At 63.0% G+C, this 22540-nt stretch carries 25 protein-coding genes; 11 read left to right on the top strand and 14 right to left on the bottom strand.

Features of this window, described 5'->3' with window-relative positions; all coding sequences use genetic code 11:
- The first annotated feature begins 13 nt into the window (after window positions 1–13).
- Window positions 14–1918: a molecular chaperone HtpG gene (gene htpG, locus QCE58_RS05510; RefSeq protein ID WP_008350715.1), complete on the top strand. Its 1905-nt coding sequence runs from the start codon at window positions 14–16 to the stop codon at window positions 1916–1918.
- A gap of 54 nt (window positions 1919–1972) precedes the next feature.
- On the opposite strand, the gene QCE58_RS05515 is transcribed toward htpG, so the two are convergent.
- Window positions 1973–2230 (bottom strand): hypothetical protein, encoded by a 258-nt coding sequence (locus QCE58_RS05515; RefSeq protein ID WP_034471270.1) that lies wholly within the window; start codon window positions 2228–2230, stop codon window positions 1973–1975.
- Window positions 2231–2367: 137 nt separating this feature from the next.
- On the opposite strand from QCE58_RS05515, the gene QCE58_RS05520 reads away from it, so the two are divergent.
- From QCE58_RS05520 to QCE58_RS05545, 6 genes are all read left to right on the top strand, one after another.
- Window positions 2368–3009 (top strand): chorismate lyase, encoded by a 642-nt coding sequence (locus tag QCE58_RS05520; RefSeq protein WP_250480408.1) that lies wholly within the window; start codon window positions 2368–2370, stop codon window positions 3007–3009.
- On the top strand, window positions 3006–3488 hold the full coding sequence (locus tag QCE58_RS05525) for a DNA-deoxyinosine glycosylase (protein ID WP_250434269.1): 483 nt from the start codon (window positions 3006–3008) through the stop codon (window positions 3486–3488). The genes QCE58_RS05520 and QCE58_RS05525 overlap by 4 nt, the downstream gene beginning before the upstream one ends.
- Window positions 3485–4378: a spermidine synthase gene (locus tag QCE58_RS05530; protein ID WP_250521009.1), complete on the top strand. Its 894-nt coding sequence runs from the start codon at window positions 3485–3487 to the stop codon at window positions 4376–4378. Before QCE58_RS05525 ends, QCE58_RS05530 begins: the two co-directional genes overlap by 4 nt.
- 228 nt (window positions 4379–4606) lie before the next feature.
- Window positions 4607–4855 carry a DUF3311 domain-containing protein gene (locus tag QCE58_RS05535; RefSeq protein ID WP_008350708.1) on the top strand — a complete coding sequence of 83 codons (249 nt, stop codon included), beginning with the start codon at window positions 4607–4609 and terminating at the stop codon, window positions 4853–4855.
- Complete coding sequence (gene mctP / locus QCE58_RS05540) at window positions 4855–6405, top strand: monocarboxylate uptake permease MctP (RefSeq protein ID WP_008350706.1); 1551 nt, start codon at window positions 4855–4857, stop codon at window positions 6403–6405. The genes QCE58_RS05535 and mctP overlap by 1 nt, the downstream gene beginning before the upstream one ends.
- A 113-nt stretch (window positions 6406–6518) precedes the next feature.
- A complete protein-coding gene (locus tag QCE58_RS05545; protein WP_175981858.1) occupies window positions 6519–7625 on the top strand; it encodes an FUSC family protein in 1107 nt (368 codons plus the stop codon).
- A 12-nt stretch (window positions 7626–7637) separates the two neighbouring features.
- On the opposite strand, the gene QCE58_RS05550 is transcribed toward QCE58_RS05545, so the two are convergent.
- The 7 genes from QCE58_RS05550 to QCE58_RS05580 form a co-directional block, all read right to left on the bottom strand.
- Window positions 7638–8066 carry a VOC family protein gene (locus tag QCE58_RS05550; protein WP_008350703.1) on the bottom strand — a complete coding sequence of 143 codons (429 nt, stop codon included), beginning with the start codon at window positions 8064–8066 and terminating at the stop codon, window positions 7638–7640.
- A gap of 176 nt (window positions 8067–8242) precedes the next feature.
- Window positions 8243–9196 carry a transaldolase gene (tal, locus tag QCE58_RS05555; RefSeq protein WP_008350701.1) on the bottom strand — a complete coding sequence of 318 codons (954 nt, stop codon included), beginning with the start codon at window positions 9194–9196 and terminating at the stop codon, window positions 8243–8245.
- Between the two features lie 228 nt (window positions 9197–9424).
- Window positions 9425–9673, bottom strand: coding sequence for an energy transducer TonB (locus QCE58_RS05560; protein WP_250521010.1), 249 nt, complete (start codon window positions 9671–9673; stop codon window positions 9425–9427).
- Between the two features lie 72 nt (window positions 9674–9745).
- On the bottom strand, window positions 9746–10942 hold the full coding sequence (locus QCE58_RS05565; protein ID WP_034471259.1) for a benzoate/H(+) symporter BenE family transporter: 1197 nt from the start codon (window positions 10940–10942) through the stop codon (window positions 9746–9748).
- 13 nt (window positions 10943–10955) lie between these two features.
- The gene (locus tag QCE58_RS05570; RefSeq protein WP_250434284.1) at window positions 10956–12131 is read right to left on the bottom strand and encodes a VWA domain-containing protein; all 1176 of its coding nucleotides are present in this window, start codon (window positions 12129–12131) and stop codon (window positions 10956–10958) included.
- 19 nt (window positions 12132–12150) lie between these two features.
- Window positions 12151–12741 carry a GNAT family N-acetyltransferase gene (locus QCE58_RS05575; RefSeq protein ID WP_034471257.1) on the bottom strand — a complete coding sequence of 197 codons (591 nt, stop codon included), beginning with the start codon at window positions 12739–12741 and terminating at the stop codon, window positions 12151–12153.
- A gap of 7 nt (window positions 12742–12748) precedes the next feature.
- Window positions 12749–13591: a MoxR family ATPase gene (locus tag QCE58_RS05580; protein ID WP_008350690.1), complete on the bottom strand. Its 843-nt coding sequence runs from the start codon at window positions 13589–13591 to the stop codon at window positions 12749–12751.
- Between the two features lie 398 nt (window positions 13592–13989).
- Between QCE58_RS05580 and QCE58_RS05585 the strand changes: the two genes are divergently transcribed.
- Together QCE58_RS05585 and QCE58_RS05590 are read left to right on the top strand one after the other, a co-directional pair.
- On the top strand, window positions 13990–14355 hold the full coding sequence (locus QCE58_RS05585; protein ID WP_008350687.1) for a c-type cytochrome: 366 nt from the start codon (window positions 13990–13992) through the stop codon (window positions 14353–14355).
- A 40-nt stretch (window positions 14356–14395) separates the two neighbouring features.
- A complete protein-coding gene (locus QCE58_RS05590; protein ID WP_008350685.1) occupies window positions 14396–14776 on the top strand; it encodes a c-type cytochrome in 381 nt (126 codons plus the stop codon).
- Between the two features lie 81 nt (window positions 14777–14857).
- On the opposite strand, the gene QCE58_RS05595 is transcribed toward QCE58_RS05590, so the two are convergent.
- From QCE58_RS05595 to rsxB, 3 genes are all read right to left on the bottom strand, one after another.
- Window positions 14858–15289, bottom strand: coding sequence for a DUF1841 family protein (locus QCE58_RS05595; RefSeq protein ID WP_250521011.1), 432 nt, complete (start codon window positions 15287–15289; stop codon window positions 14858–14860).
- Window positions 15290–15364: 75 nt separating this feature from the next.
- Window positions 15365–16009 carry an endonuclease III gene (gene nth, locus QCE58_RS05600; RefSeq protein ID WP_008350681.1) on the bottom strand — a complete coding sequence of 215 codons (645 nt, stop codon included), beginning with the start codon at window positions 16007–16009 and terminating at the stop codon, window positions 15365–15367.
- Between the two features lie 16 nt (window positions 16010–16025).
- Window positions 16026–16862 (bottom strand): electron transport complex subunit RsxB, encoded by an 837-nt coding sequence (gene rsxB, locus QCE58_RS05605; protein WP_250507299.1) that lies wholly within the window; start codon window positions 16860–16862, stop codon window positions 16026–16028.
- A gap of 379 nt (window positions 16863–17241) precedes the next feature.
- Between rsxB and QCE58_RS05610 the strand changes: the two genes are divergently transcribed.
- Window positions 17242–17874, top strand: coding sequence for a TetR/AcrR family transcriptional regulator (locus tag QCE58_RS05610; RefSeq protein ID WP_008350673.1), 633 nt, complete (start codon window positions 17242–17244; stop codon window positions 17872–17874).
- Between the two features lie 109 nt (window positions 17875–17983).
- Here QCE58_RS05610 and QCE58_RS05615 read toward each other — a convergent pair whose 3' ends face one another.
- Entirely contained in the window at window positions 17984–19255 is a 1272-nt protein-coding gene (locus tag QCE58_RS05615; protein WP_008350671.1) for a polyhydroxyalkanoate depolymerase, read from the bottom strand.
- 354 nt (window positions 19256–19609) lie between these two features.
- A complete protein-coding gene (locus QCE58_RS05620; RefSeq protein ID WP_250480412.1) occupies window positions 19610–21484 on the bottom strand; it encodes a glycoside hydrolase family 15 protein in 1875 nt (624 codons plus the stop codon).
- 451 nt (window positions 21485–21935) lie between these two features.
- On the opposite strand from QCE58_RS05620, the gene QCE58_RS05625 reads away from it, so the two are divergent.
- On the top strand, window positions 21936–22184 hold the full coding sequence (locus tag QCE58_RS05625) for a hypothetical protein (RefSeq protein ID WP_033536686.1): 249 nt from the start codon (window positions 21936–21938) through the stop codon (window positions 22182–22184).
- A gap of 151 nt (window positions 22185–22335) precedes the next feature.
- Here the strand turns inward: QCE58_RS05625 and QCE58_RS05630 are convergent, their stop codons facing one another.
- Window positions 22336–22488 (bottom strand): DUF3096 domain-containing protein, encoded by a 153-nt coding sequence (locus QCE58_RS05630; protein WP_008350665.1) that lies wholly within the window; start codon window positions 22486–22488, stop codon window positions 22336–22338.
- Between the last annotated feature and the right edge of the window lie 52 nt (window positions 22489–22540).

Below are 22540 nucleotides of genomic sequence, written 5' to 3' on the forward strand. Positions count from 1 at the left end.
AAGAGGAACCGACATGGCGCAAGAAACCATGAGCTTTCAGGCAGAAGTGAAGCAGCTTCTGCATCTGATGATCCATTCGCTCTACAGCAACAAGGAAATTTTCCTGCGCGAGCTGATTTCCAACGCATCCGATGCCGCGGACAAGCTGCGCTTCGAAGCCATCGAGAACAGCGCGCTCTACGAGAACGATCCGGATCTGCGCATCCGCGTGTCGTTCGATAAAGCCGCGCGCACGGTCACCATCGACGACAACGGCATCGGCATGAGCCGCGACGAAGCGATTTCGCATCTCGGCACGATCGCACGTTCGGGCACCAAGGAATTCTTCTCGAAGCTCTCCGGCGACCAGCAGAAGGACGCGGCGCTCATCGGGCAGTTCGGCGTCGGCTTCTATTCGGGTTTCATCGTCGCGGACAAGATCACGGTCGAGACGCGCCGCGCCGGTCTCGCGGCGAACGAGGGCGTGCGCTGGACGAGCGCGGGCGAGGGCGATTTCGAAGTCGAGGACATCGAGCGCGCGCAACGCGGCACGACCATCACGCTGCATCTGCGCGCGGACGAGGACGAGTTCCTGTCGACGCATCGTCTGAAGTCGATCATCCAGAAGTATTCGGATCACGTCGCGCTGCCCATCCTGATGAAGAAGGAAGAGTGGGACGCCGAAAAGAGCGAGATGGTCACGAAGGACGAGGACGAGACCGTCAACCAGGCGAGCGCGCTCTGGACGCGTCCGAAGAACGACATCACGGACGAGCAGTACAAGCAGTTTTATCAGCACGTTTCGCACGATCACGACGAGCCGCTCGCGTGGACGCATAACCGCGTCGAAGGCCGCAGCGAGTACACGCAACTGCTGTACGTACCGAAGCACGCGCCGTTCGATCTGTGGAACCGCGAGCATCGCGGCGGACTGAAGCTCTACGTGAAGCGCGTGTTCATCATGGATGACGCCGAGCAACTGCTGCCCGCGTATCTGCGTTTCGTGAAGGGCGTCGTCGATTCCGCCGATCTGCCGCTCAATGTCTCGCGCGAAATCCTGCAGGAAAGCCGCGACGTGAGGGCGATTCGCGAAGGCGTGACCAAGCGCGTGCTGTCGATGCTCGAAGAGCTCGCGACGTCTTCGGCCGAAGCCACCGAAGACGCCGACAAGCAGAAGTACGCCACGTTCTGGAACGAGTTCGGGCAAGTGCTGAAGGAAGGCATCGGCGAGGACTTCAGCAATCGCGAGCGCATCGCGAAGCTGGTGCGTTTCGCATCGACGCACAACGACAGCAACGAGCAGAACGTGTCGCTCGCGGACTACGTTGCGCGCATGAAGCCCGAGCAGACGAAGATCTATTACGTCACCGCCGATAGCTGGCAGGCCGCGAAGAACAGCCCGCATCTCGAAGTGTTCCGCAAGAAGGGCGTCGAAGTGCTGCTGCTGACGGACCGCGTCGACGAGTGGATGCTGTCGTTCCTCAATGAGTTCGATGGCAAGCCGCTGCAGAGCGTCGCGCGCGGCGACCTCGATCTCGGCGCGCTCGACGACGAGGAAAAGCAGCAGCAAGAGAAGGTCGGCGAGGAAATGAAGCCGCTCGTCGAGAAAATGAAGGAAGCGCTCGAAGGCAAGGCGAAGGACGTGCGCCTCACGTTCCGTCTCACCGATTCGCCGAGCTGTCTCGTCGCGGATGAAGGCGACATGAGCGGTTATCTGCAACGCATGCTGAAGGCAGCGGGGCAGAACGCGCCGCAAGCGGAACCGATTCTCGAAGTGAATCCTGAGCATCCGCTGGTGAAGTCGTTGAATGCGGATAACGCCAATTTCGTCGACTGGTGTCATCTGCTGTTCGATCAGGCGTTGCTGGCCGAAGGCGGCGCGCTGGAGGACCCGGCGAGCTTCGTGAAGCGCACGAACGCGTTGTTGCTTGCGCGGTAAGTCCTTGCAGGTGATTTGAATGAACGCGCCGCCGGGGAACCGGCGGCGCGTTTTTTACTTGCTCTTGCGTTCCTTGTTCGACTGAGCGATGAGCGATGCCGCCATCCTTCGGGTCTCTTCCGAATACTTCGGGCTTCTCAATGCTTGCGATGCCTTGTGTTCCATTGCCGCGCCGGTCTGTTTGTTCGTGTGGCGCTGCGCGAGAACCGATCCCGCGAAGCTCTTCGCAATCTTCGATGCGTGCGGATCATGCAATGTCTTTTCGGCGATCTCGGTGACTGCTTTCGACGACTGTTTCTTGTTGATTGTCATAGTCTTGTTTCATTGATTCTTCGTCTGGACGCCGCGCCTCGGTGATGCAGTGTTCGCGGCCAATCCCCTTATATCCGTGGATGGCGAGCAATTCCAGCCGAAACGTCCGAATAGCGGGTGCCTCTATAATCCGCCGCATGCTCACGCCCAACGATCCCATCGACGCACACTGGCGCGTCGTCCCGCTTGCCTCGCTCACCGACGCTCAAAAGGACTGGCTCACGCGCGGCGGCTCGCTGACCGCGCATCTGCGCACGCTCGGCGCGGTGACGGTCGAAGTGACGCGCGAAGCCGTCGATATGCCGTGGCGCGACGAATGGCGCGCGCTCGATGTCACGCCGCGCACGCCCGTCTGGACGCGCGAAGTCACGCTCAAGGTCGATGGCGCGCCGTTCGTCGTCGCGCATAGCGTCGTGCCGCTTTCGCACAGCACGGGCATCTGGCAATCGATGCGCCGTCTGCGCACGCGTCCGCTCGCCGAACTGCTTTATAGCGATGGCAGCGTGTCGCGCTCGGCGCTCGTCAGCAGAAGGATCACCGCGCGGCATCCGCTGCATCGCCTGGCATCGGCGCATAGGGAAAGCGCGCATGCGCTCGTCGCGAGGCGATCCGTGTTCAAGCGTCACGGCGCGCCGCTGATGGTCACCGAATGCATGCTCGATGCGCTCTGGACGCGCCTCGACGTATCAGCCGCGAAAAAGCACCATTGGGAACACGCGCGTTCGCTCGAACATCTGAGCTCGCATGCGAAGCGCGTCGCGCACGGCGAGGCGAAATGAAGCTCGCGGGATTCGAACCGGTCGGCGATGACGCCACGCACACCCTCATCCTCGGCAGCTTTCCGGGCGTCGCATCGCTGGCGGCGACGCAGTACTACGCGCATCCGCGCAATCAGTTCTGGCGGCTCGTCGGCGCGGCGATCGGGGAATCGCTGCACGAACTGAGCTACGACGAACGTCTGGCGCGCCTGAAGCAGCACGGCATCGGCTTATGGGACGTGCTCGCCGCGTGCGAACGCGAAGGCAGTCTCGATGCCGCGATCCGCAACGCATCGCCCAACGACTTCGCCGTGTTCCGCACGCGCTTCCCGAACTTGCGCAAGGTCTGCTTCAACGGCAAGACCTCGGGCAAGTTCGCGCCCGTCCTTGCAGCGGCAGGCTACGCGACGCTCGTGCTGCCGTCGTCGAGCGCGGCCAATGCTATCCTCTCGTTCGATCAAAAATTGCGCATCTGGCGCGACATCCTCACCACACAATGACGAATCTCATCAAGCGCGCGTCGGCCGAAGCCCGCGCGTTCGGCCGCAAGAAAGACAACGCCAAATCGAAGCGCAATCGCGACGATGACGACCTCGCCAACGCCCCGCGCATCGAGGCGCCGCGCAAGCCGCGCTTCGCGCCCGTGACGTTCTCGGAAGAGGGCGGCGTGCGCTATCTGCATTTCGGCACCGAATGGGTGCAAGGCGCGATGCGTTTGAAGAAGCCCGATCACATCGAGCTCGAATACGCGCAGCAGATGATGGCGTGGCTGCTCTTCATCGAAACGCCGGAGCGCATCGCGCAACTCGGGCTCGGCGCGGCCGCGCTCACGAAGTTCTGTCACCGCTTTCTCAAGCGCGCGAAGGTCGAAGCGGTCGAACTGAACCCCGCGGTCGTGATCGCCGCGCGCGCGATGTTCGAACTGCCCTATGACGACGCGCGCCTCACCGTCACCGAGCGCGACGCGTGGGAGTTCGTCAACGATCGCGCGAACCACGGCACGATCGGCGCATTGCAGATCGATCTCTACGACGCCACCGCGCGCGGCCCCGTCCTCGACAGCGTGTCGTTCTATCGTGCGTGCCGCGCGTGTCTCACGCCCGAGGCGGGCGTCGTCACGATCAATCTGTTCGGCGATCATCCGAGCTTCGTGCGCAACATGCGGCATCTGAACGAAGCGTTCGATCATCGCGTGATCGCGCTGCCCGAAGTGCACGACGGCAATCGCGTCGCGCTCGCCTTCGCCGGTCCCGCGCTCGACGTGCCATTCGCCGCGCTCGAAACGCGCGCGAAGCTCATCGAAGCCCAACTCGGCCTGCCCGCGCGCAAGTGGGTGAAGGGTCTCGCCGAAAGCGCGGGCATCCCGACGACGGGTTCGTTCTCCATCTGACCGAACATGCATCGGGCCGGAACGTGCGTTCTGGCCCTTTCGCGGCCATCACAGAAGCAAGCAGAGAAATCAGCGGAATCTGAATAGTCGGGATTCTCCCTGATTTGAGCGCTATTTATCGGTCCATATACTCCCTCTGTTATTTCGGGGCGCTTCAAGCGGCATGTCTACCCGACGACCGGCATCCCGCCGGGCTCGCAATAACGACAAAACAAGAGGAGACCGTTCATGGCTCACGAAGCTACGACCGGCACCGGACAACCGCGCAACAAGCATTGGCTGTGGCTTCTGATCCTTCCGTGGATCGGTGTGGTCTGGGTGCCTTTCTACAACAAGATCGAGCCCGTTCTGTGGGGCTTTCCGTACTTCTACTGGTATCAGCTGCTGTGGGTGCTGATCAGCGCCGTCATCACCGCCGTCGTCTATAAGAAGACGAAGGCGCTGCCCTCGGGACGAAAGAACGGAGGCGCGCGATGATGAACACCACCGCAACCTTCGTCTTCGTCCTCTTCTTCGTCGGCGTCACGATTCTCGGCTTCATCGCCGCGCACTGGCGCAAGGGCGATCTCGCCCAGCTCGACGAATGGGGCCTCGGCGGACGCCGCTTCGGGACCATTGTCACGTGGTTCCTGCTCGGCGGCGATCTCTATACCGCCTACACGTTCGTCGCGGTGCCGGCGCTCGTGTTCGGCGCGGGCGCGACGGGCTTCTTCGCGCTGCCGTACACGATCCTCATTTATCCATTCGCGTTCGTCGTGTTTCCGAAGCTCTGGAGCATCGCGAAGCGTCACGGCTATGTGACCGCCGCCGACTTCGTGCACGCGCGCTACAACAGCCGCATGCTCGCGCTCGCCGTCGCGCTGACGGGCATCGTCGCGACGATGCCGTACATCGCGCTGCAACTCGTCGGCATCGAAGTGGTGATCGGCGCGCTCGGCTTCTCGACGCAGGGCTTCGTCGGCGATCTGCCGCTCATCATCGCGTTCGCGATTCTCGCCGCGTACACGTACACGTCGGGCCTGCGCGCACCCGCGATGATCGCCGTGGTGAAGGACGTGCTGATCTACGTCACCATCATCGCCGCGATGATCGTGATTCCAGCGCAGCTCGGCGGCTTCGGCCATATTTTCAGCACCGTGCCGCCTGAAAAGCTGCTGCTGAAAGCGCCCGATGCCGCGAGCCTGAACGGCTACAGCGCGTACGCGACGCTCGCGGTCGGCTCGGCGCTCGCGCTCTTCCTGTACCCGCACTCGGTGACGGCGATTCTGTCGTCGAATTCGGGCAACACGATCCGCCGCAACATGTCGCTTCTGCCGGCGTACTCGCTCGTGCTCGGCCTGCTCGCGCTGCTCGGCTACATGGCGCTCGCCTCGGGCGTGAAGGACATGCCGGAATACGCGCAGTACTTCAAGGCCTACGGCGCGAACTTCGCCGTGCCGGCGCTGTTCCTGCACTACTTCCCGTCGTGGTTCGTGGGCGTGGCGTTCGCGGCGATCGGCATCGGCGCGCTGGTGCCGGCGGCGATCATGTCGATCGCGGCGGCGAACCTGTACACGCGCAACGTGCATCGCGAGTTCGTCAACACGAACATGACGCCGGAGCAGGAGACCAACGTCGCCAAGCTCGTGTCGCTGATCGTGAAGGTCGGCGCGGTGGTGTTCATTCTCGCGCTGCCGCTCACGTACGCGATCCAGCTGCAACTGCTCGGCGGCATCTGGATCATCCAGACGCTGCCCGCGCTCGTGCTCGGCCTCTATACGCGCGTGCTCGATCATCGCGGCTTGCTGATCGGCTGGGCGACGGGCATCGGCGTCGGTACGTGGATGGCCGTGTCGCTGCAACTGAAGGGCTCGATCTATCCGCTGCATCTGTTCGGCTACGTCGTGCCGGGCTACGCGGCGGTGTGGGCGCTGATCGCGAACCTCATCGTTTCGATCGTCGTGAGCGTGCTCGTGCGCGTTCTCGGCCTCAAGCGCTCCGACGACCGCACGCGTCCGGAAGATTATCTGGACATCGTGGAAGGCTGATTCCGGCCGTCGCGCACCTGCCCGGCGCGGCGCGCGAAAAGCTGGTAAAACGCCCGTAACAGGCTTCTCGCCTTTGCGGGCGTTTTTTTGGACAGCCTTCGTGTGAGCGAACCATGCTTTCTCCGACATCGACGTCAATCAGGCGCGGCCGTCTCTCACGCCTCGTTCACTGGGTCACGTCGCCGTACTTCCGATACCGGCACGCGAACCTGATCCACGGGCTGCGCGTCGGCCTTGCCGTGGCAATGTCGATCGCCGTCACGACGGGCGTCGACATGCCGCACGGCATCTGGGCGACGGTGTCGGTGCTCGTCGTGATCGGCGGGCTGCAGCACTACGGCAACATCCGCAAGAAGGCCGCCGAACGCGCCATCGGCACGACGCTCGGCGCGGGCTTCGGCCTCGTGCTGATTCTCGCGGAGACGCTGACCGGCTCGCAGATGGTGTTCTTCGTGCTGATGTGCCTGGTCGCGGGCGGCTGCGCGTATTACGCCATCGGCAAGCCGGGCTATGTCGCGCTGCTCACGGCGATCACGATGGTCATCGTTTCCGGGCACGGCGACTTGCCGCTTTCCACGGGTTTGTGGCGCACGGCCAATGTGATGATCGGCGTCGTGATCGCGCTCGCGTTCTCGTTCGTGCTGCCGCAATACGCGACGTATTCGTGGCGCTACCGTCTCGCGGACAATCTGCGCGAATGCGCGAGGATCTACGGCGCTTTACTGGATGGCACGCCGCTCGTCGCCGAGGACACGGCGCGCCGCATGTATGCGATGAGCCAGCGGCTCGTGCAGGCGCGCGCGCTGATGGAGTCGGTCGCGAAGGAAACCGATGTGCCGATGGCGCGGCTGGAAGAGATCCAGCGCCTGCATCGCTCGATTCTCGCGGCGCTGGAAATGCTCGTGACGTCGATGCCGGAAGTCTCGGGCGCAACGCCCAGCCGTTTTGCGATTGCGTGCTCGCCGGGCGAATACGCGGTGCGCGGACAGCTCCTGCAGATGGCGCGCGCGCTGCGCTTCGGGCGCGTCGGTTTGCTGTATCGCGCGATGGATGCGTCGGGCGCGCCGCAATCGATCGCCGCCGACGACGAGAACGCGACGACGCAGGGCATGCACTGGCTCGCGATGCGTTTCGTCGAGCAGGTGGATCGCTTGCGGATGCGGCTGTCGGAAATCGAGCGGCAGTGGAATATCGAAGGGGCGCGGCCGCTCAATCCATGAAGCAGTGAATGCTCAGGCTGCCTGCACTTCGGCTTCGTGCACCACGTTGATGAGCCAGGGCACGCCGAAACGATCCGTCAGCATGCCGAAGCCTTGTGTCCAGAACGTGGATTGCCACGGCGTGAGCACGTTGCCGCCTTCGGCGAGCATGTTGAAGATGCGCTCGCCGGATTGCGCGTCGTCCGCGGCGATCGACAGCGTGAAGCCCGAATAGTCCTTGCGCGGCTGACCATAGCGGCCGTCGGACACCAGAATCGCGTTCGGGCCGACGCAGAATACCGCATGCATGATCTTGTCTGCCCAGTCGGGCGGGGCGTTGCCGCCGTCCGGCGCATCGCGGAAGCGCACCAGCGCGGCGATCTGCGCGCCGAATGCGGCCTGATAGAGTTCGAGCGCCTCGGCGCAGTCGCCGTTGTAGAAGATATAGGTATCCAGTTGCATGACCGAATGACTCCGTGCATATAAAGCGGACATGCCGCCAGAGCCCGAAAGTCTATTGCAACGGCGTCCTACGTCGACTCGGAAACGGTCAAATTACGTCAAGAAGCAGCGAAATGGAAAAAACCGCAAATCGCACCAGTGATCCGGCGCGATTCGCGGTTCTGTTTTCAGCGCGCTTATTGCAGCGCGGTGATCAGCTTTTCGAGCTTGATCGCATCGGCGGCGAAAGCGCGGATGCCTTCCGCGAGCTTTTCGGTCGCCATGGCGTCGTCGTTGACGAGGAAGCGGAACGTCGGCTCGTCGACGGCGATCTTCTCCACGTTCTCGTTCTTCACGCTCTCCGGCGAGAGCTTGCGCTCGACCTTTTCGTTGCTGTCGGCGAGTTTCTTCAGCAGATCGGGGCTGATCGTGAGCAGGTCGCAGCCCGCCAGTTCGGTGATCTGACTCACCGTGCGGAAGCTCGCGCCCATGACTTCCGTCTTGTAGCCGAACTTCTTGTAGTACGAGTAGATGCGGCGCACCGACTGCACGCCCGGATCGTTCGCGCCGCCGTTTTTCACTTCGTCCCATTCCGCGCCGGCCGACTTCTTGTACCAGTCGTAGATGCGGCCGACGAACGGCGAAATAAGCTGCGCGCCCGCTTCGGCGCACGCGACCGCTTGCGCGAGCGAGAAGAGCAGCGTCATGTTGCAGTGAATGCCTTCCTTCTGCAGCACTTCGGCCGCGCGGATGCCTTCCCACGTCGACGCCAGCTTGATCAGCACGCGATCGCGACTGATGCCCGCGTTCTCGTACAGCTTGATGATGTCGTGCGCCTTGTCGATGGACGCTTTCGTGTCGAACGACAAGCGCGCGTCGACTTCGGTGGACACGCGGCCCGGAATGATCTTGAGAATCTCGGTGCCGAACGCGACGAGCAGATTGTCGATGATCTGCGGCATCGGCTTCTTCGCGTGCTCCTTGACGGTCTTTTCGAGCAGCGGCTTGTAGTCGTCCTTCTGGACGGCCTTCAGGATCAGCGACGGATTGGTCGTCGCGTCCTGCGGCTTGAATGCGATGAATTGCTGGAAGTCGCCCGTGTCGGCGACGACGGTCGTGTATTGCTTGAGCTGGTCGAGAGCGGATGTCATGTCGAGTCTCAGACGCGTGGCGTCTTGTCAAATTGCGGTAAACAACCCGCGGATTGCCCATGATTGCGACGCCGCGCGGCGACTTCGTTCGCGCGGCGCGCCCCTGAATTCATTTTCCCATTCTAGTCCCGAGCGCGGCGAACGCGCTGATACCGTGCGCGCACGCACGCGGCGTGCCGGAATTCGACCGGCGCGCCGCCTCGCGCGTTCAAGCGCGTTCAGTCGCGTTCAATCGGCCGCGTAAGCGAGCTCGTGCCAGCGCCGCACCGTGCCCGAGTCCAACTGGCCGCGCGCGAAGCGCATCTTGCGGACTTCGTCGAGCGCGTGCGCGTCTTTCGCCGGATCGCCGCAGCTCATCTTCATGACGACGTCCTGGACGTGCTCGGCGTCGTCGAGCAGCACGCGCACGATCGTCTTGCGCTTCGGTGCGGTGGCAGGCGGCGTGGAGCGCGCCAGCAGTCTGTCGATCAAAGCCATGACGGAAATGCCAAAAACGATTGCGGAAGCATCGGCCGGAAATCGGGGCCGATTCCGCCATTGTAGGCTGCGTCAGGCGCGTCTGGCATTGAGCACGACATGCGTCACAACGCCCGCGATCAAGCCCCAGAACGCGGAGCCGATCGACAGCAGCGTGAGGCCCGACGCCGTCACCATGAACGTGACGAGCGCGGGCTCGCGTTGACGCGCGTCCTGCATCGCGTTGGCGAGGCCGCTCATGATCGAGCCGAAGAGGGCAAGCGCCGCCACCGACACGACGAGCTCCTTCGGAAACGCCGCGAACAGCGCCGCGATGGTCGCGCCGAACGTGCCCGCGAGCAGATAGAACACGCCGCACCAGACGGCCGCCGTGTAGCGCTTGTCGCGATTCTCGTGCGCCTCGCGGCCTGTGCAGATCGCGGCGGTGATGGCGGCGAGATTCACGCCGTGCGAGCCGAACGGCGCGAGCACGAGCGACGCGAGGCCGGTCGTCGAGATGAGCGGGGCGGAAGGCGTCGTGTAGCCATCGGCGCGCAACACGGCGATGCCTGGCACGTTTTGCGAGGCCATCGCGACGACGAAAAGCGGAATGCCGATGCTGATCGCCGAGGCGATCGAGAACGCGGGCATCGTGAAGACGGGATGCGCGAGCGCCACATGAAAGCGCGAAAAGTCGAGCAGCCCGAGCGCGCCCGCGACCGCGATGCCGACGACGAGCGTCGCCGGGATCGCGTAGCGCGGCAGGAAGCGCTTGCCGGCGAGATACGTGAAAAACATCACGATGACGAGCGAGGTGCGATGCTCGGCGGCGCGAAAAATCTCGATGCCGATCTCGAACAGGATGCCCGCGAGCAGCGCGGCGGCGATGCCCGACGGAATGCGCTTCATCAGCGTGTCGAACCAGCCGGTCAGGCCGACGGCGGTCAAGAGCACCGCGCAGACGATGAACGCGCCGATCGCATCGGCGTAGGCGACGTTGGGCAGCGACGAGACGAGCAGCGCCGCGCCCGGCGTCGACCACGCGACGACGATCGGCGCGCGATAGCGCAGCGACAGGCCGATCGTGCAGACCGCCATGCCCATCGAGAGCGCCCAGATCCACGAGGAAATCTGCGCATCGGACAAATGCGCGGCCTGGCCCGCCTGGAACATCAGGACGAGCGAACTGGTGTAGCCGGTCATCATCGCGACGAAACCGGCGACGATCGTGGAGAGCGACGTATCAAAGAGGAAACGCGGCGCGGCGGGCGCCGGAGCGGAAGCTTTCATTCGGGTGTCTCGATTACTTCGACAGGGCGCGCATGGCGGTTTCGAGGCCGGCCATCGTCAGCGGATACATGCGATTGCCGAGCACGTTGCGGATCGCGGAGATCGACTGGCGATATTCCCATAGCCGCTCGGGCTCGGGATTGAGCCATGCGTGATGCGGGAATTGATCCGCGAGACGGCGCAACCACACCGCGCCGGCCTCGGCATTGTTGTATTCGACGGAGCCGCCCGGCTGCAGCACTTCGTAGGGACTCATGGTGGCGTCGCCGACGAAGATCAGCTTGTAGTCCGGCGTGAACCTGTGCAGCACGTCGAAGGTCGGCGTGCGCTCGGTGTGACGGCGGCGGTTGTTCTTCCACAGATAGTCGTACACGCAGTTGTGGAAGTAGTAGAACTCGAGATGCTTGAACTCGGCCTTCGCCGCCGAGAACAACTCTTCGACGCGCTTGATGTGATCGTCCATCGAGCCGCCGACGTCGAGCAGCATCAGCACTTTCACGTTGTTGTGGCGCTCGGGCACCATCTTGAGATCGAGCCAGCCGGCGTTGGCGGCGGTGCTGCGGATCGTGTCGGGCAGATCGAGCTCTTCGTTCGCGCCTTCGCGCGCGAAGCGCCGCAAGCGCCGCAGCGCGACCTTGATGTTGCGCGTGCCGATTTCGACCTGATCGTCGTAATCCTTGTACGCGCGCTCGTCCCACACTTTCACGGCGGTGCGGTTCCCCGCCGATTCCCCGCCGATGCGAATGCCTTCCGGGTTGTAGCCGCCATGCCCGAACGGCGACGTGCCGCCCGTGCCGATCCATTTGTTGCCGCCTTCGTGACGCTCCTTCTGCTCGTCCATCAGTTCCTTCAGGCGTTCCATGAGCTTGTCGAGGCCGCCGAGCGCCTCGATGCGCTTCTTTTCTTCCGCCGTGAATTCGCGTTCGAGCCGCTTCCTGAGCCAGTCGAGCGGAATGTCGAAGACTTCGTCGGGAAGCTGCGTCAGGCCGTGGAAATACGCGCCGAACGCGCGATCGAACTTGTCGAAGTACTTCTCGTCCTTCACGAGCGTCATGCGGGCGAGGAAATAGAACTCGTCGAGCGACGGCGAAATGACCTGCGCCTTCAGCCCTTCGAGCAAGGTCAGATATTCCTTCACCGAAACGGGCAGCTTCGCGTCGCGCAGCGAGTAGAAGAAGTCGATCAGCATGGCGCGCGCTCCATCGTGCTTAACGTTCGAGCCGGAAATTCAGATTGGCGCGCACCGCCGGCCATTCCGAGCGGATGATCGAAAACACGACGGTGTCGCGCAACACGCCGTCCTTGCCGACCTGATGATTGCGCAGAATGCCGTCCTGCTTCGCGCCGAGCCGCGCGATCGCCGTGCGCGACGCGTGGTTCATGAAATGCGTCCGGAATTCGACGGCGATGGCATCGAGCCTGTCGAAGGCGTGCGTGAGCAGCAGCAGCTTGGCTTCGGTGTTGAGCGCGGTCTTCTGCACGCGCTTCGCATACCACGTATGCCCGATCTCCAGCCGACGATTCGCTTCGTCGACGTTGAAGTAACGCGTCGATCCGACGATGTCGCCGCTCTTCGCATCGATCACCGCGAATGGATGCGCGCCCGAGCGGTTGCGCATGTCGAGCGCGGTGTCGATATAGGCGCGCGTCTTGTCGGGCGGCGGCACGAAGGTGTACCAGAGCTTCCACAATTGGCCATCGCTCGCGGCGGCCGTGAGGGCCTGCTCGTGCTCGGGCGTGAGCGGCACGAGCCTGACGTGTTCGCCTTGCAGCGTGACGGGTTCGATCCAGCGGCTCATGTCGTTATCAGCGATGGTTGCGGTTCATGAACAGCAGCCGCTCGAAGAGCGCGACGTCCTGTTCGTTCTTGAGCAACGCGCCGTGCAGCGGCGGCACGATCTGTTTCTGATCCGACGAGCGCAGCGCCTCGGGCGGAATGTCTTCGGCCAGGAGCAGCTTGAGCCAGTCGAGCAGTTCGGACGTCGACGGCTTCTTCTTCAGGCCCGAGACCTGGCGCAGCTCGAAGAAGCTCTGCATCGCCGCGGCGAGCAGATCCTGCTTGATGTTCGGAAAATGCACCTCGACGATGGCCTTCATCGTCTCCGCGTCCGGGAACTTGATGTAGTGGAAGAAGCAGCGGCGCAGGAACGCGTCGGGCAACTCCTTCTCGTTATTCGATGTGATGATGACGAGCGGCCGGTGCTTCGCTTTCACGAGCTCGCGCGTCTCGTAGACGTAGAACTCCATGCGGTCGAGTTCGCGCAGCAAGTCGTTCGGAAATTCGATGTCCGCCTTGTCGATCTCGTCGATGAGCAGCACGCTCTGCTGGTCCGACTCGAACGCCTGCCACAGCACGCCCTTGACGATGTAATTGCGGATGTCCTTCACGCGCTCGTCGCCGAGCTGCGAATCGCGCAGGCGCGAGACGGCGTCGTATTCGTACAGGCCTTGCTGGGCTTTCGTCGTCGATTTGATGTGCCACTGCAGAAGCGGCATGCCGAGTGCTCCCGCAACTTCCTCGGCGAGCATGGTCTTGCCGGTTCCCGGTTCGCCCTTGATGAGCAGCGGCCGTTGCAGCGTCATCGCGGCGTTCACCGCGAGCTTGAGATCGTCGGTTGCGACGTATTGCGATGAGCCTTCGAAACGCATGACGAAGATCCGGTTGGCAAAAAAATCCCAGTATAAGTCAGAAGACCTTTCCGCATTGAGGCGCGCCCGGTATCGTTTGAGCCGCTTTATCGGCAGGTCGACGCTGCATGCCCGAGCGCGGGTGAAGCGTGCGCGCAAGCGGGTTCATCGCGTGTACAGGGACGAATTGTCGCAGGGCAAACGGCTGCTTTTCAGCCGATTCCCCTTGTCAGCAGGGCTTCGGCGCGGTTCGCGTGTGGACGGAGGGTAGGTCGCGCGGTACAATTAGCGCGATTTTTTTGGCCTGCGTGGCGACAGACCCTGCAACAGCAAACAGTCCCGAGAAGGTTGTATTGCGCTCGGCGCGGGCCGCGGCCTTGTGAGCGCCGGATTTCCCCTCAAGCCAGGTTAGAAGAGCTATGAACAATTTCGTCGGCAAATGTGCCGTGATTGCAGCGCTGTCCGGTCTCGCCGGCTTCGCGAGTGAGGCGTCGGCCGACGTCGTCGGCAACGCGAAGGCCGCAGAGGGCAAGGTTGCGATGTGCATCGGCTGCCACGGCATCCCCGGCTATCGCACCGCGTACCCCGAGGTGTACGAAGTGCCGATGCTGGGCGGCCAGAACGCGCAGTACATCGCCAATGCGCTGCATGCCTACAAGAAGGGCGACCGTCATTTCGACACGATGCGCGCCATCGCGACGACGCTGTCGGATCAGGATATCGCCGATATCGCCGCGTACTACGCTGCGCAGACTCCCCAATCGAAGAACAATCCCGACAAGTGATCCGCGCGTGAACGCAAAGCGACAACGGGAAGGAGAATTCATGAAGCCGTCCAAGGCACTTCACTCAAGCTTCAAGGCAGCGAGCGCCGCAGCGGCGCTCATCGGCATGACGGCGTTCGGCAGCGCGCACGCAGCCGATGTCGCAAACGGCAAGGCGCTTTCCGACAGCCACAACTGCGCGGCCTGTCACGGTCCCGGTCTGAACAAGCCGGTGAGCGGCGAGTATCCGCGTCTCGCGGGTCAGCACGCGACGTACATCTACTGGGCGCTGCGGCAGTATCAGATCGGCGGCAACAACCCGAACTTCGGACGCAACAACGCCATCATGGCGGCGCAGGTGCAGAACCTGTCGCAGAGCGATCTGAAGGATCTCGCGGCATACATCGAATCGCTCGATGGCAGTCTCGTGCTGAAGAAGTAAGCGCGATTTCTCCGGCAGTCCGCACAACGAAACACCCCGCTCGAAGCGGGGTGTTTTGCTTGATGCGTCCGGTTTCGATGCTTAGTCGCGCGAAGCACGGCGCTCGATCAGCGCGAGATAGGCGTCGGTGTCGGGCGGGGTGCCGGAGCGCTGCGCTTCCCAGATGATCTGACCGAGGCAATCCATGATCGCGTGCTGCGCGTCGTGCGGCGAGCCGAGGCGTGCGACGAGCCTGTCGTGCGCGCGGCGGATGCCCGGCGGCTGATCGATCGAAAGCTGCTCGCTGATCGCGAGATGCATCGACAGATGCAGAAACGGGTTCGTCCGACCGCGATCGGGCGAGTAATCGGCTTCGCGCGATTCGGGGTTCACGAGCGCGTCGTGATATTCGGGATGCTCGCCGATCCAGTCGGCGGCCATGCTTTCGAGCGGCGTCAGAATCTCGCCGGCGCGCTCCTTGCGCCACGTTTCGGTGAAGAACTGGCGAACTTCGTCGCGGCTGGGGTTGAACATAACGTATTGATTCGATTGCGGGTTTCTGAATCCGCTATTGTAGACCGCGATGCGCAGGTTCTGCCCAAACCCTCTTCATTCGACGGGCGCGGGCGTCTTCGGCCGATATTCGCAGAGCGGCTCGATCGCGCAATGCCAGCATTCCGGCACGCGCGCCTTGCAGACATAGCGTCCATGCAGGATCAGCCAGTGATGCGCGTCGTGCAGAAATTCCTTCGGCGTGAATTTCTCGAGCGCGGTTTCGACGGCGCGCACGTCCTTGCCCGGCGCGAGCCCGGTGCGATTCGCGACGCGAAAGATGTGCGTATCGACGGCGATAGACGGCTGCCCGAACGCGATGTTCAGCACGACGTTCGCGGTCTTGCGGCCGACGCCCGGCAGCGCTTCCAGCGCCTCGCGATTGTCCGGCACCTCGCCGCCGTGCTGCTCGACGAGCATGCGGCACGTCGCGATCACGTTCTTCGCCTTCGTGCGATACAGCCCGATCGTGCGGATGTATTCCGCTACGCCTTCCTCGCCGAGCGCGAGCACCGTTGCTGGCGTGTTGGCGACGGGAAACATCTTGCGCATCGCCTTGTTCACGGAGACGTCGGTGGCCTGCGCGGAGAGCATCACGGCGATCAGCAGTTCGAACGGCGTCGTGTATTCGAGCTCGGTCACCGGGTGCGGATTCAGGCTCTGCAAAGTCTCGTAGATCGCGCGGCGCTTCGTGGCGTTCATGATTCGATGTCCGTTCTTACGCGGGTTTATCGCCTTTATCGGGATGGGACGCGTTTGCGTCGTCCGTAATGCCAAGACGGCGGCGGCGCGCTTCCGCTTCGTCGATCTGCGCCTGCACGGCCGCGCTCACGTGAGCCGTGTTCTTGGGACCGGCGCCGAGCTTCGCCATCTCTTCTTTCTTCTTGCGCGCGCGCTCCAGCGCGGCCTGGATGATCGCGCGTTTCTTCGCTTCCGGATCGTCGCTCGCGGGCTGCGCTTCGTACGTGGCCTGCGTCGCTTGCGCTGTTTGCGCCGCCCGCGCGGCCTGACGCGCGCTCGCGCGTGCCTGCGCCTCGGCGCGCTCGCGCTCCAGACGTGCCACGCGGCGGTCGTGCCGGGCGCGCGCAGCATCGGCTTGTTCCTGACTCCACGCGTCCCAGCCGGTGCGATCGCCGGTCACGGGCACCATCGCGATGCAATCGACGGGGCAGGGCGGCACGCACAGATCGCAACCCGTGCACAGTTCGGCGATGACCGTGTGCATCTGCTTCGCGGCGCCGACGATCGCATCGACCGGACACGCCTGCATGCACAGCGTGCAGCCGATGCACACGTTCTCGTCGATCACCGCGACGGGCCGTGCGCGCTCGACGCCATGCGTCGTATCGAGCGGTATATCGGGCGCGCCCAGCAGCGCGGCGAGACGCGCGACACCTTCGGCGCCACCCGGCGGGCACCGGTTATAGCTCGCCTCGCCCGCGGCGATGGCGTCGGCGTAGGGCCGGCAGGCCGGGTAGCCGCACTTGGTGCATTGCGTCTGCGGCAGCAGGTCTTCGATGCGCTCGGCGAGCGTCTTGGAAAAGGTTGCGGTCACGAGGAATTGCGATGATGCCTTGGGGACTGGCGCAGCGTGGGCGAAGATCGCGTTGGGAATCGCGCGGTGCGCTTCGGATGCGAAGAGAACGCTTCGGCGTCCACGACGACGGGCACGCTGCCTGTTCGGCGCGCGTCCCGTTTCGCGGGCGCACGCTCGGCTTTGATCGACATTATCGCCGAAGTCGTCAACAGTCGTGCCGAATGGCTTCTACTCCCAATTGCCAACGTCCTTTCGATGTGCGCATAATCGAAGCGCTTTTCCGTTTGACCGCAGGACGGTGTTTCCCAATAACCCTGGGCAGCGCCCGTTCACGTCATGTACCCAATGCGGGCCGCGTGACGCTAATCCGGCAACGCGGCTCCCGAGTCATGCCACCATGAATCAGCCGAAAATCAAAAGAGATCCTGAAGGCACCCGGCGCCGTATTTTGCTTGCCGCCGCAGAAGAGTTCGCGGCCGGTGGCTTGTTCGGCGCCCGTGTCGATCAGATTGCGCGTCGGGCGGAGACCAATGAGCGCATGCTCTATTACTACTTCGGTAGCAAAGAGCAGTTATTCACCGCCGTGCTCGAACATGCGCTATCGGCGCTCGTCGAAGCGGAACGCACGCTCGAACTCGACGGCATTGCGCCTATCGAAGCGATGACGCGTCTCGCGCATTTCGTCTGGGATTACTACCGGGATCATCCGGAGTTGCTGCGCCTCATCAACAACGAGAATTTGCACGAGGCGAGATATATCAAAGGATCGAATCGAATACGCGAGCTCATTTCGCCGATCGTCGCGACGCTCACGGCCATTCTCGATCGCGGTCAGAAAGCCGGACTGTTTCGCACCGACGTCGATCCGCTCAAGTTCTACATCATCCTGTCGGGACTCGGTTATTACATCGTTTCGAATCGCTTCACGCTGGAAGCGACTTTCGGGCTCGATTTCAGCGAGCAGGCGCAGCGCGAGCAGATCGTGCGGATGAATACCGAGTTGCTGCTGGCCTTTTTGACGCGCCGCTGAATCGACGCGGTCGGAAGAAAAAACGTCGCGCCTTTTGCAAGGCGCGACGTTTTTGTTTGCCGCGATGGAATCGGTACCGGCGCGTTCGTGCGTTCGTACCGCTCGTACCTTAGGCCGGCACGGCTTCGGTCTTCGGCGTCTTGTCGTGCTCGAGAATGAACTCGCGCAATTGCGGATACACCATCGTGCGCCAGCGGCGGCCCGAAAAAATGCCGTAGTGGCCGGCCTTTTCCGCCGTGAAATGGCGCTTGTGCTTCTCCGGAATGCCGGTGCACAGATCGTGGGCGGCGCGCGTCTGGCCGCTGCCGGAGATGTCGTCGAGTTCGCCTTCGATCGTGAAAAGAGCCGTGTGCTTGATGTCCTGCGGACGCACGAGCTCGTCGTTGACTTCCCATGTGCCTTCGGCGAGCCGGAATTCCTGGAATACGATGCGGATCGTTTCGAGGTAGTACTCGGCGGCCATGTCGAGCACGGCGTTGTATTCGTCGTAGAAACGGCGATGTTGCTCGGCGTCCTCATCGTCGCCGCGCAGCAGATTTTGATAGAAGTCCCAATGGGCCGTGAGATGGCGCTCGGGATTCATCGCGACGAAGCCCGCGTGCTGCAGGAAGCCCGGATAGACCTTGCGCCCGACGCCGGGATAGTTTGCCGGCACCGTGTAGATGACGTTGTTCTCGAACCACTCATACGAGTGCTCGTTCGCGAGCGAATTGACGGAGGTCGGGCTGCGGCGCGCGTCGATCGGGCCGCCCATCATCGTCATCGTGCGCGGCGTGTCTTCGCCGCGGCTCGCCATCAGCGAAATGGCGGCGAGCACCGGTACGGTCGGCTGGCACACCGAAATGACGTGCAGGTCCTTCGCGCCGATATGACGGATGAACTCCTGGATGTACTCGACATAATCGTCCAGATGGAACGGGCCGTTCTCGGTCGGGACCATGCGCGCGTCGATCCAGTCGGTGATGTACACCTTGTGGTCCTGCAAGAGCGTTTTGACCGTATCGCGCAAAAGCGTCGAATGGTGGCCCGAGAGCGGCGCGCACACGAGCACGATCGGCTCGTTCTTCAGCTTGGTGACGGTGGCGCTGTCGTCCGCGAAGCGCTTGAAGCGCAGCAGGCGGCAGAACGGCTTCTCGATCACCGTCTGCTCGACGATCGGAATGTTGTGACCGTCCTTGACGATCTGATGAAGATTGAACTCCGGCTTCTCATAGTCCTTGCCCAGCCGGTAGAGCAGTTCGTAGCCTGCGGCGAGACGGCTCGAACCCGGCACATAAGCGAGCGGACTGGCCGGGTTGACGAAGGATTTCGATGCTGCCTGGGCCCATGCTGTGAGGGGAGACAGCATGGCGCGTTGGAATTCGTGAATTTGATAGAGCATGGTTGCCCCAGTAACTCCGGTGGAAACCGGTACGCCCGTTGATCCCGGCAATGCTTCCGGCGACGAACTTCAACGGCTTTCGAAGATCCCCGGCGGCGCGGCGGGCTGTCGCCTTGCTGCCGGGGCACTGACTTCCTGCGATGCTTCGCGTGCCTTTTCGCGTTGCCACCTGCGCGTTATCGACGCGGGAAGAATGCAACTTGAGTCGAGGCAATATTTTCCGCGCATTAAACGTTCAATTCAACCGATCGGTTGAAATTGCTCGCCTGGAAACAACACATCCTGCAATCATACTTTTTGTGCATTGCACAAATATTACCGTCAAAACACTGATTTCGCCAATAAAACAGAGATTTATGACTTTCCCGCCGCGGCGTCGATTTCGGCCTGCGCTTCCGATTCGGCGTGATGTTCCGAGCCGGACGGCTGACCGGTCGCCTTCGCCATTTCTTCCTCGTGACGCATCAGGTTCATCCCGGTGTGCACGAGAGCCACGTGGGTAAAGGCTTGCGGGAAATTCCCGACCATGCGCTTCGCCACCGTGTCGTACTCCTCGGCCAACAACCCGACATCGTTCGCGAGACCGACGAGGCGCTCGAACATTTGATGCGCTTCGTCGATCCGGCCCTGCAGCGCCAGATTGTCGACCAGCCAGAAGCTACAAGCCAGAAACGTGCCTTCCCCGGGCGGCAGCCCGTCCGCGACTTCCGCGGTGTGGTAGCGCTTGACGAGCCCATCGTGCGTCAAATCGGTCTCGATCGCATGTACGGTTCCGGTCACTCGCGGATCTTTTGGCGGCAAAAATCCGAGCAACGGAATGAGCAGCAGGCTGGCATCGAGCGCGTCGCTGCCATAAGCCTGCGTAAAGGAGTTGAGCTTCGGATTCCAGCTCTTCTTCAGCACCTCGGCGCGGATGCGCGCACGCATCTCCCGCCAGTGATCGATCGGGCCGGGCAGGTCGAAGCTTTCCGCCGACTTGATCGCCCGGTCGTACGCGACCCACGCCATCACCTTCGAGAACGTGAAGTGTTGCTTGCCGCCACGCACTTCCCAGATGCCTTCGTCGGGTTCTTCCCAGATCGTGTCGAGGTGTTGCAGCATGGCGCACTGGATCGACCACGCGGTTTCATCGCTCTGCAGCCCGCCGACGCGCGCGAGATGGAGCGCGTTCATCACTTCCCCGTAGACGTCGAGCTGCAACTGGTCGACCGCGCCGTTGCCGATCCGCACCGGCGCCGCGCCTTCGTATCCCGGCAGCCACGGGATCTCCCATTCGGGCAGGCGGCGCTCGCCCGCGATGCCGTACATGATCTGAATCTGCGCGGGCGAGCCCGCCATCACGCGGCCCAGCCACGCGCGCCATGCGCGGGCTTCGTCGTAGTAGCCGCCGCGCATCATCGCGAGGAGGGTGATGGTCGCATCGCGCAGCCAGCAGTATCGGTAGTCCCAGTTGCGCGTGCCGCCGAGCTGTTCCGGCAGCGATGTCGTCGGCGCGGCGACGATGCCGCCCGTCGGCTCGTACGCGAGCGCCTTCAGCGTGATGAGCGAGCGGCGGATCGCGCTCGCCCAGCGGCCGTTGAGCTCGCTTTGCCCGGACCACTCGCGCCAGTGATTTTCGGTGCGCGCGAGTTGCGTATTCGGATCGGATGCGTGCGGCAAGCGCAGATGCGACTGCGAATAGCACAGCGAGAACGGCACGCGCTCGCCCTCGCTCACATCGAAGCAGGCGGTCGTGTGCATGTTCTCGCCGACGAGATCGACGGGCGTGCGCAGCACCGCGAGATCCGGCCCGGCGATCGCGCGGATGCCACTGTCGTCGGGCAGGCGGCTGACCCACGGCACCGCGGAGCCGTAATCGAAGCGCAGCACGAGTTCCATCTTCATCCGTACCGTGCCGCGGCGTCCGATCACGATACGCACCAGCTCCGAATGGCCGTTGCGAAGCGGCATGAAATCGACGATCGTCACCGCGCCTTGCGGTGTCTCGAAATCGGTTTCGAGGACCAGCGTGTCATCTCGATAGCGGCGGCTGACGACAGGCGACTCGCCGTCGGGCATGTCGGGCGCGAGGAGCCATCGGCCGTGCTCGGGCGTGCCGAGCAGCGCGGCGAAGCACGCGCCCGAATCGAAGCGCGGCCAACAGAGCCAGTCGACGGAGCCGTCGCGGGAAACGAGGGCGGCGGTGTGGCCGTCGCCGACCATTGCATAGTCTTCGATCAGTGCGGGCATAAGCGAACATCTTCCTGCAGGCGGCGCGGGCCGAATCGAAACGCGCCGCGGGTTGAGCAAACGATTCGGGACACGAGCGCCCGAGCGAAACGCGGCGTCGTCGGCGGTCGGGGCGACGGACGTCATGCATGCTTTCTGGCCGCATTCTGCCGCAATCGTTCACGGCGAGCAGGAAACCGGGCCGGGCGTCATCGGGACGTGTCGCACGGTTGGCGGAAAATGACTAGCGAAGCGCCGAACGCACCGTTGCTTCTGCTTTCGACTGATGTTTAGAATGAAGCTTCGTGAAAGGCATCCGCGCCGCGGCCTTTTCGAGCAGGGCGCGGAAACTTTCTGTGCCTTTCATTTGTCTTTCAGCATGTTCCCGGTCGTCTCGCGCGCGGGTCATGCAGTCGCTTCGCGCAACGTCTCTTCCGGTTTTCAACGTAGCGTTTTCGAGGAACAGAATCCCATGCTCTATCCGTCGAAAGCTGACTGCATTGCCATTCTTTCCGCCGCGAGCCGCGTATCGGACGCCGACATGCTCCTCGCGCTCGATCACAAGAACCTCGGACTGTCGCGCAACGCGATGGACGCCGCCGCCGCGTTCCTTACGGAGCGCGGCTGTTTCAACCGCTATACGTTCGGCGTGACCGGCGTGTCGGTCGGTGCGCTGTCGCTGCAGGGACGCCTGCGTCTCGATCAGCTCGCCAACGGCTGACACGGCCGATCCGCGCGGCAGGCCCGCGCGTCCTTCTTTCGTGACACTTTGCGCACGCGCACGGACATTCCGTCCGCGTGCGTTCGCGCGTTCGTGCGCGTCCGTGGAACCGCCGACGGGAATCGGCGTCACAACGACAGTCGCGCGCCCGTCAGAAATGAGCCGATCCCATGCCGAACAGGCCGATCAGCCCGATCACGATCAGATAGATCGCGACGATGAAGTTCAGCAGCCGCGGCATGATGAGAATGAGGATCCCGGCGATCAGCGAGACGAGCGGGGCGAGGCTTAGGTGGATGGTCATCGCGGCAACTCCTGTTGTTGGTTCGAATCGTGTCGGTTGGCTGGTCGTGCAA

Origin of the sequence: Caballeronia sp. LZ028, assembly GCF_031451415.1 — a bacterium.
Classification (GTDB): domain Bacteria; phylum Pseudomonadota; class Gammaproteobacteria; order Burkholderiales; family Burkholderiaceae; genus Caballeronia; species Caballeronia zhejiangensis.